General features: G+C 65.3%; 7 protein-coding genes. 1 reads left to right on the top strand and 6 read right to left on the bottom strand.

The features are described 5' to 3' along the window. From VJR25_RS15615 to VJR25_RS15590, 6 genes are all read right to left on the bottom strand, one after another. The coding region (locus tag VJR25_RS15615) for a hypothetical protein (RefSeq protein WP_324116679.1) at positions 1–1,407 on the bottom strand (1,407 nt) is incomplete at its 3' end. Positions 1,408–1,413: 6 nt separating this feature from the next. Next, positions 1,414–2,916 (bottom strand): SCO6880 family protein, encoded by a 1,503-nt coding sequence (locus VJR25_RS15610; protein ID WP_324116677.1) that lies wholly within the window; start codon positions 2,914–2,916, stop codon positions 1,414–1,416. Next, positions 2,913–4,358: a hypothetical protein gene (locus VJR25_RS15605; RefSeq protein ID WP_324116675.1), complete on the bottom strand. Its 1,446-nt coding sequence runs from the start codon at positions 4,356–4,358 to the stop codon at positions 2,913–2,915. The genes VJR25_RS15610 and VJR25_RS15605 overlap by 4 nt, the downstream gene beginning before the upstream one ends. Then, positions 4,358–4,654 carry a hypothetical protein gene (locus tag VJR25_RS15600; protein WP_292872566.1) on the bottom strand — a complete coding sequence of 99 codons (297 nt, stop codon included), beginning with the start codon at positions 4,652–4,654 and terminating at the stop codon, positions 4,358–4,360. Before VJR25_RS15600 ends, VJR25_RS15605 begins: the two co-directional genes overlap by 1 nt. 19 nt (positions 4,655–4,673) lie before the next feature. Continuing rightward, complete coding sequence (locus tag VJR25_RS15595; protein ID WP_324116672.1) at positions 4,674–5,294, bottom strand: M23 family metallopeptidase; 621 nt, start codon at positions 5,292–5,294, stop codon at positions 4,674–4,676. Between the two features lies 1 nt (position 5,295). Next, entirely contained in the window at positions 5,296–6,021 is a 726-nt protein-coding gene (locus tag VJR25_RS15590; protein WP_324116670.1) for a hypothetical protein, read from the bottom strand. Positions 6,022–6,397: 376 nt separating this feature from the next. On the opposite strand from VJR25_RS15590, the gene VJR25_RS15585 reads away from it, so the two are divergent. Further along, a complete protein-coding gene (locus tag VJR25_RS15585; protein WP_324116669.1) occupies positions 6,398–6,715 on the top strand; it encodes a winged helix-turn-helix domain-containing protein in 318 nt (105 codons plus the stop codon). Positions 6,716–7,241 lie beyond the last annotated feature (526 nt).

Below are 7,241 nucleotides of genomic sequence, written 5' to 3'. Positions count from 1 at the left end.
CACCAGGTACGCGAACTGCCCCACATAGGCGAGGAACTCGCCCTTGCGCAGCTGCCGTGCCATCTCCACATGCGGTGCGGGCAGGTTGAGGCGGCTTTGCAGGGCGTGCTGTTCTTGGTGGTTGACGCGGAAGACGAACTTGTTCTCGATGTCTCCAACTATCGAGTACGCGAGGGAGCGTTCGAGGGAGCCTTCGTCGCCGACGGCGTCGAGGTCGCCCATCTTGTGGAGGATGACGATGTTGCTGATCCCGTAGTGGCGGGACAGTTTCAACCATTGCTGGAACATCTGCAGCGACGCCAACGACGTCATATCCCGCCACCCCTCCTCCCGGACCACGTACCGGGTGCGGTGCGCGGCACGGTCGGCGATGACCGCTTGAATCCAGGCGGTGGAGCACACCTGGGTGAGCTGCGCGGCGAGCTCGCCTCGCGCGAACAGTTCGCTGGTGTCGGTCACGACGATGGGGGCGTCCTGGTCGAACGCGACCGTCGATTCGTCTTCGAACAGCCCGGACAGGTCGCCGGTCACGAACCGGCGCAGCACGTACCGGGGTTGCACCGCACCCTCCGCGACACGTGAACCCGGGTCGACTGTCCCCCCGATCAACAACCCGAGCTGTTCATACACGCCGCGGAGGGTGGGGTGGTCCCCAGTTTCCCGGATGCAGGAGTCGAGCGCGTCATGCAGGGCGGCGTGCTCGACCGCGGTGAGCCGATTGCCGAGTGTCATCTCAATGATCGTGATCAGCGTCCCGATGCGACGTTGCTTCACCATCTGCTCGTGCTGCTCATCCGTCGCATCCGACCGCCGCGGACCCCGATCCAACGGATTCAGGCGCGCGCTCGTGCCGGCACCAAGACGGATGACCCGGCCGCCGGGGATGGCTTCAGCCAAGGCCACCCACTCGCCCTTTGGATCGGACGGGACGACCACTTGGTGGCCGAAGGCGAGGGAGCGAGTGGTGAGGGTCTTCACCGTGGCGGACTTGCCGGACCGGTACGCGCCGAGCACGAGGATGTTGGTGGAGAACGTGCCCCGCTCGGTGGCGTCTCCGTACGCCTCCCACGGGGAGAAGTGCCAGAGCGCGTCGGCGTTCAGGTCGACACCGACGATGGGGCCACGGTGGCCAAGTCCGGCGTCCGCGACGAACGGGTAGATCCCCGCGAGATGCTGACTGGTCGCCTCATGCGGCGGCACCGAAGTACGGCCCAGGTTCCAATACCCGCCCTGCTGCAGTCCCGGGCCGAACGGTCCATGCACGGCAGGCTCGGGAAGTGCCCGGTGACGGCGAGTGGAGGTGGCGGGCTTCTCGTCGCGGACGGCTTGTGCAATCTTCCGGCGCAGCTCACGGCGGTCCTTCCGGCTGGTGGCAGCGGGAGTGAAGGTGACGGTCTGCTTAGCCATGACGGTTCACTTCATCCCGAGCCCGATGGGGAGGGCGTTGACCATGAGCGCCTCGGCTTGCTGGCAGTACAGGATCTGCGCCTCCATCCCGGCCCGCGACAGCGCGTTCCGCATTCCAGCGATGGCCTGCTCGAGGCGTTCCTTGTCGGGGGCGGTGACGGTGAGGTAGCCCCCGTACCGGAACTCGCCGTGCCCGGCGACGATCTCCTCCTCCTGCTTCTCCAGCGCCTCCCAGTCGGCGGCGTCGGCGGCGGACCCGTCGGCGCCGCGCTTGGCGCGCAGCTTCTCGTTTCCGCGCCACACCTTCTTGTCATCCCGGATCCGCCGCAACGCCTTCGACACCGGCACCGGGGTTAGCACGAGGGAGAAGGTGTGCGTGATCGCCTCCCCCGTGTGCGGCATCCGGGCGAACACGACGGGGCTGATGAACCCGACGGGCGCGTCCGATCGTGGCCACTCGTGGATCCACATCGTCGTGTGGACACCTGAGTCGGTGAACACGACCCCGTTCTGATGTGCCGGTTCCTCGAGGTACATCGGTCCGATCGCGATCGGGTCCACGCCGGCCTGGTCGTCGGGACGGTTCTGGATGAACGCGGCGAACTCGGGATCGAACACGGTCCGCCCGAGTGCTGCGATGTCCCGGGTGGTCAGCCAGCGGCGCACCTTGATCCGTGCGGATTGCAGGGCGTCGGCCAGGTTGCGGGCTTCCACATAGGCGAGGGTGCGGATCGCGTCCTGCCCGCCTCCGAGCGACTTCAACTGCGAACCGAGGGCAACAAGGTCAAGAGTGAAGGTGAGATAGTTGCGGTGCGCGACGGCGAACCGCTCCGACTCATCCATCACCTCCCGGTAGTTCTCCGCAATCGGCGACGTCGCATCCAGCTCGCGATTCCGGACGACGGTGTCGAAGTGGTCCCGGGCGGGACGGATGGTGGTCGGCAGGGTGCGCTCCTGCAGGGTGATGCGTTTGATGCCCGGGCGTTGCGTGAACGAGGCCAGCACCGTTGCCCACTGCTGCGCGAGGTCATACCGGTCGTCCGTGTCGTGCATCAGAAACCCCTGGACCTCGAGCTCCGCCGTCACCGACGCAGACCTATCCTGCGGGTTATATACACACGCGATCCCGTCGACGTCCCACAGCTGGATCGACGCCCGCACCCCCGGCAGGTTCAGCGTCCCAGCGAGCTCGACACGCTCCGGCCGGAACCGGGTCTCCGTTGCCCCAGCCGCGTGACGGATCTGCTTCATCACCCATAGCCCGGCCATCTTCGGGGCGGAGATCCCGCGGATCGTCGTGAATGCCGCAGCACCCAACGGCAGATAGAGCGGTATGCCGTAGAGCAGACCGAGAGGGCCGGACCGGTTGATCGCGATCAACAGCACGAGCGCGGCGGCGGTGAGGAACCCGAGTTGCCACGGGTCCATCCCCATCACCACGCCTTGACCTGACCGACGCGGCAGCCTTACCGGACGCTCATGTGACGAGTGCGCCGTGCTCGCGGTCATGATGCGCCTCCCGCGGTTGGCGGCTTAGCGGCGGTCGTAGGTGTACTTGGACGCGTGTTGGGTGACGCCGTCGAAGTCTGCGCAGTCGGAGTGGCCGGGGAGGTCGTGGCCTGCTTGCCTGCGGGCGATTGTGCGCCACCCGGGCGAGAACTTGTCGCGGGCCTGCCCTTCGGCCCGGTGCCGCCCCCGGCGCGGGATGCCGCGATACCGGCTGGTGACGCACCGAGTCGAGACGGGATCCGCATCGCGGAACGGGCGGCGCCGGTCGAGATTCCGCGGGCTCCGGAGCCCACCCGGGATCCGATCGCATCGGCAGCGACCGCGCCGACGAAGCTGAACAGGCCGAACACCGCAAACGGGGCGAAGGCGACCAACACGAGCCCGACCAGAAGCGGCCAGGACTGTGGATCCCAGATCGTCTTCACGCCCGCGAGGCCCCGGATGATCAGGGACACGAACCCGATGGTCAGTGGGCCTGTGAGGAGCAAGACGACGACGGAGGAGAAGTAGCGGACCACCCACTGCGGGCCGATGCCGCGGAGAGGAAAGATCATCCACGCGATCGGACCGACCGCGATCAACGCGGCGAGGACTATGTTGCGGAACGCGAACACCAGCATCAGCAGGATCATCGCCAGCATCAGCATCCCATGGATGACGAATGCGAAGAAGTAGTTCGCCTGCCCACCCGCCCACATCACGCCCTGAAGGGTTGAGAACAGCCCGTCAGCCCTGCCGCGGTTCATCACGTACCAGGTCATCTCGTCGATCGAGTTCAGCAGCTTGCCGGTCAACCAGAGTGTGATCGGCACTGCCGGGACCGCGATGAAGCAGCGCACGATCGCACCCACGAGCTGCTCCCGGTCACCGGACACCACGGCGGCAGCGATCGCCCACACGAAGGCAGCGAACAACACGACGAGAACGACCCACTGCCAGAACGACCACTCTTCGGTGGCTGCGCTCCACAACACAGTGCTCGTATCGAACCGGGTGTTCGCCGCGACAACGTACATCATCCCCGTCGCCGCCAACGCCATCCCTCGACCGGCGTTCTCGAACGTCACACACACGACATCCCCCACGCTGCACCCGTACTGCACAAGAAGAGGCCGGCCCCCGGCGTTCTGGATGGCGTTCACGTGCTCGTCGAACGTCGTGCAGAGAGTTGCTTGGTGGCCCGCGTAGGCGACGTAAGAGAAGCATTGCTGAGACTTGACGGCCGACGGATCGGTCGGAGTGCACGTGATCTGCTCGTCGATCTCACGGCAGTCAACGGGGTACGCCGGTGACGACCAAGGCTGACCTGTCACCTCATCAAGCGCCGTGGTGCGGACGGAGGTAATTCCGTCAACCGTTGTGGCTTCTGCGAGCGACGGCACTGCGATGCCAAGGGCAAGCCCGGCGGCCAGTCCGATTGTCAGGAGCCGGAAGGTGCGCATCAGAAGCCGAAGTCGAAGTTGATGAACCAGGCGAACAGGCCGCTGGCGGCGCCGAGGACGGCGGCGGCGATGAAGATCCAGAGGATGTTCTCGCCGGCCCACGTGCGGACTCGGTCTGAGGCGAGTCCTCGGAAGGCGAGGGCTGCGCCGGCGATGACGAGCATGATGAATACGACGATCATCGCTCCGGCGAGGATGTACGACGCGATGACTTGGAAGCCGTGGAAGAACGGGGCTGAGAAGTCTGGCTGGATGGGGGGCATGTCGGCTGTCGGCAATGCCCAGATGGCGGTCATGATTCGCTCCTTGCTGTCGTTACTCCAGTGGAAGACCGCGAGCGGCCATAAACGGCTGCGGGTCGATCGCGCGCCCGTCGACGCGAACCTCGAAGTGCAGATGGCATCCGAACGAATTGCCGGTGTTGCCTTCGGCGCCCAATGGAGTGCCGGCGGATGTCTGCTGACCGACGTGCACGCGGAGGGATCCCCATTGCATGTGCCCGTAGAGTGTGATGAGGCCTCCGCCGTGGTCGATCATCACCGAATTCCCGTACCCCTGGTAGACGCCGGCGACACGCACGGTGCCGGGTCCGGCCGCGAAGATGGTTGCTCCGCAGCCTTGGGCCATGTCGTAGCCCTCGTGGTAGATCGAGCAGTAGCTACAACCGACGACGGGGTTGTACCCGAACCCGCGACCCTTCGTGTATCCGCCGGCGAGCGGATACCCCCACGCGCCGTGCACCGCCGGCACGTTCGAATTGCCACCTCCATTTGCAGGTGCAGCGACAGTCTGGCCCGCGACGGCGAACGGGATTGCAATAAGGGGCGTCAGCAGAAAGAAGCTGACGAGCAAACCGAGCATGATCGCCCCGGCGATGATCCGGCGGCCCGTCTTCGACTTGGCGGCCGTGCTCGCGATCATCAGTGGGGCGCCCATGTCAGGGCTCCATCGCCTGGGTGAAGTACCGCACGACCTTGCAGTCGCCAGCCCGCTGCGCGCTATCGGGCGTCGGCACGGATCCGGGGCCGCACAGCACCTGAACACTCACGCGCGCATGGTCCTCGTACGAAGTCTCGCCGCCCGAACCATCCGAGCGTGTGTACTTCAAAGTGACGTCTGCCGTTCCGATCCTCATGTCACCGGAAGGGTCTTCGGTGACAGGGACGAAGATGATCGAACCCGTAAGAGTTGTGGCGACACGGCCGTCTTCGCTGGCCAGCGACTCCCAGTCCGATTCCGGCAACACCACACCTTGTCGAAGCTCCAGCTTGGAGCGCTGCATTGCCGCCTGTTGGTCGGCCGACTTTGTGTAGCGGGTGTCCGGCGTGAACCAGGTGTCCAGGTAGGCGAGCCACTGGTCGCGGCTGCTCTTGGTGGTGTCGAAGGTTCCGGCGGCCTCCAGGGCGGCGGTGATGTAGGTGCTTGGGTCCGGTGTGATGGGCTCGGCGATCCATCCCTTCTCGATGGCGCCTGGATCGACGGCGGCGGAGTGAGAGGGCGAGGGAGCGAGGCTTCTCGACGAGGAGGCGGATCGAGTCGGATCTGGGGTGACGCGCGTCCCAATGGAGGCGATGACGATTGCGACCACACCGCCGAGAAGCACGACTGCTCCGACGATTGCCCACACCAGACCGCTCCGACGTGCCCCCTGTGAAGCCATCATTGCCGACCCTCCTGATCATTCAGGACGGCGCCTACGCACGGTCGCAACGGCTCGCGCGAAGGTCGCCGTGGCCGCATCCTACGCAGAGTCGTGGCGGCTCGAAAAGGATTCGTAAGAATATTGGGGATAACTCCCCTCGAATCTGAACCTGTGGACGACCCCGCCCCCAGCGCACAGCTGATGTTGGAGCCTACCGCGGATGAATTAGTGCCGTCTGTCGGGCATTCGGGGGACAAGATCACTTCCGAGAGAGCCACTCTCGGACGTGATCGGCCCACTGCCTTATGCATGTCTAGACGGTATAGCCGTATAGCGAATTTGTAAACTGCTAAGGCGGATAACATACTGAACCCGACGTCTGCGGGATGATGTATCCATGCCCCGACTCGCTCAACCGCTGGGGTCCGAGGATGCGCAAGAGCCCGTCACCATCCTCGGCAACCTCGTGAAAGCCTCGATCGTCCGCGCGCTACGGCAGACGCCAAACGTCACGATGGGGCCGCTGAGCGAAACGCTCGCGCTCCCGCCCACCACGCTCCAGCCGTACCTCCGTGAGCTCGAGGCCGCCAACATCGTCATCGCCGACCCGCCGATGACGGAACCGCGGCAGCGGACGCCTGTTCGGTATCGCGTGAACGACGAGGCCGTTACGGACCTATACCTTCGCCTTGGTCAGGCTATTGGCGAGATCTAATTGCGGGTGGAAACCAATAGGTACCGCTGCATTCACAATCTAGACATCGAGCCCGATCGGGAGTCGCGGACCGTATGCCGCCCTCGAGCTCCGCGACGTCTGAGCCGGCGAACTCGACCTACGGGCCCAAATCGCGTCGTCCAGATGTCCCGCGCGAGTCGCTGCAATGACCGGGGCCGCAACTTTTGGCTGCCGAAGAACCCGGGCTAGCGCCACCTGCGCCGTAGGAACGCACGGGCGGGCGCTCACTGCCTGGAGAGCCTTCACGATGTCCCCGTCCGTATCCGAGATACCAGGCACGGCCCGGGTCGGTCTCCATCCGCGTCGAGGGAGTGCCCCCACGGTCGTGTATGAAGTCCTTTCGCCAGAGTTCGAAGGCAGACTCCGAAAAGCGATCGGGTACCATCCGCATGGGCCGGGCACCCGACCGATTCAACGTGCTGGGCGCTTTAGCGTCGCTCAAGGAGCGTGACAAGATTGCCGCGCTGGTCGAGGGCGCCGTGAGCGAAGGCGCACGCCTCACGCT

It is taken from the genome of Microbacterium sp. (genome assembly GCF_035277845.1).
Classification (GTDB): Bacteria; Actinomycetota; Actinomycetes; order Actinomycetales; family Microbacteriaceae; genus Microbacterium.
Note: the sequence above shows the minus strand (reverse complement) of the source record. Positions and strands in the feature narration are given on the sequence as shown.

Coding starts and splice junctions, on each gene's coding strand:
- VJR25_RS15590 (WP_324116670.1), bottom strand. CDS start 6,021: ATGATGGCTTCACAGGGGGCACGTCGGAGCGGTCTGGTGTGGGCAATC.
- VJR25_RS15600 (WP_292872566.1), bottom strand. CDS start 4,654: ATGACCGCCATCTGGGCATTGCCGACAGCCGACATGCCCCCCATCCAG.
- VJR25_RS15595 (WP_324116672.1), bottom strand. CDS start 5,294: ATGGGCGCCCCACTGATGATCGCGAGCACGGCCGCCAAGTCGAAGACG.
- VJR25_RS15585 (WP_324116669.1), top strand. CDS start 6,398: ATGCCCCGACTCGCTCAACCGCTGGGGTCCGAGGATGCGCAAGAGCCC.
- VJR25_RS15610 (WP_324116677.1), bottom strand. CDS start 2,916: ATGACCGCGAGCACGGCGCACTCGTCACATGAGCGTCCGGTAAGGCTG.
- VJR25_RS15605 (WP_324116675.1), bottom strand. CDS start 4,358: ATGCGCACCTTCCGGCTCCTGACAATCGGACTGGCCGCCGGGCTTGCC.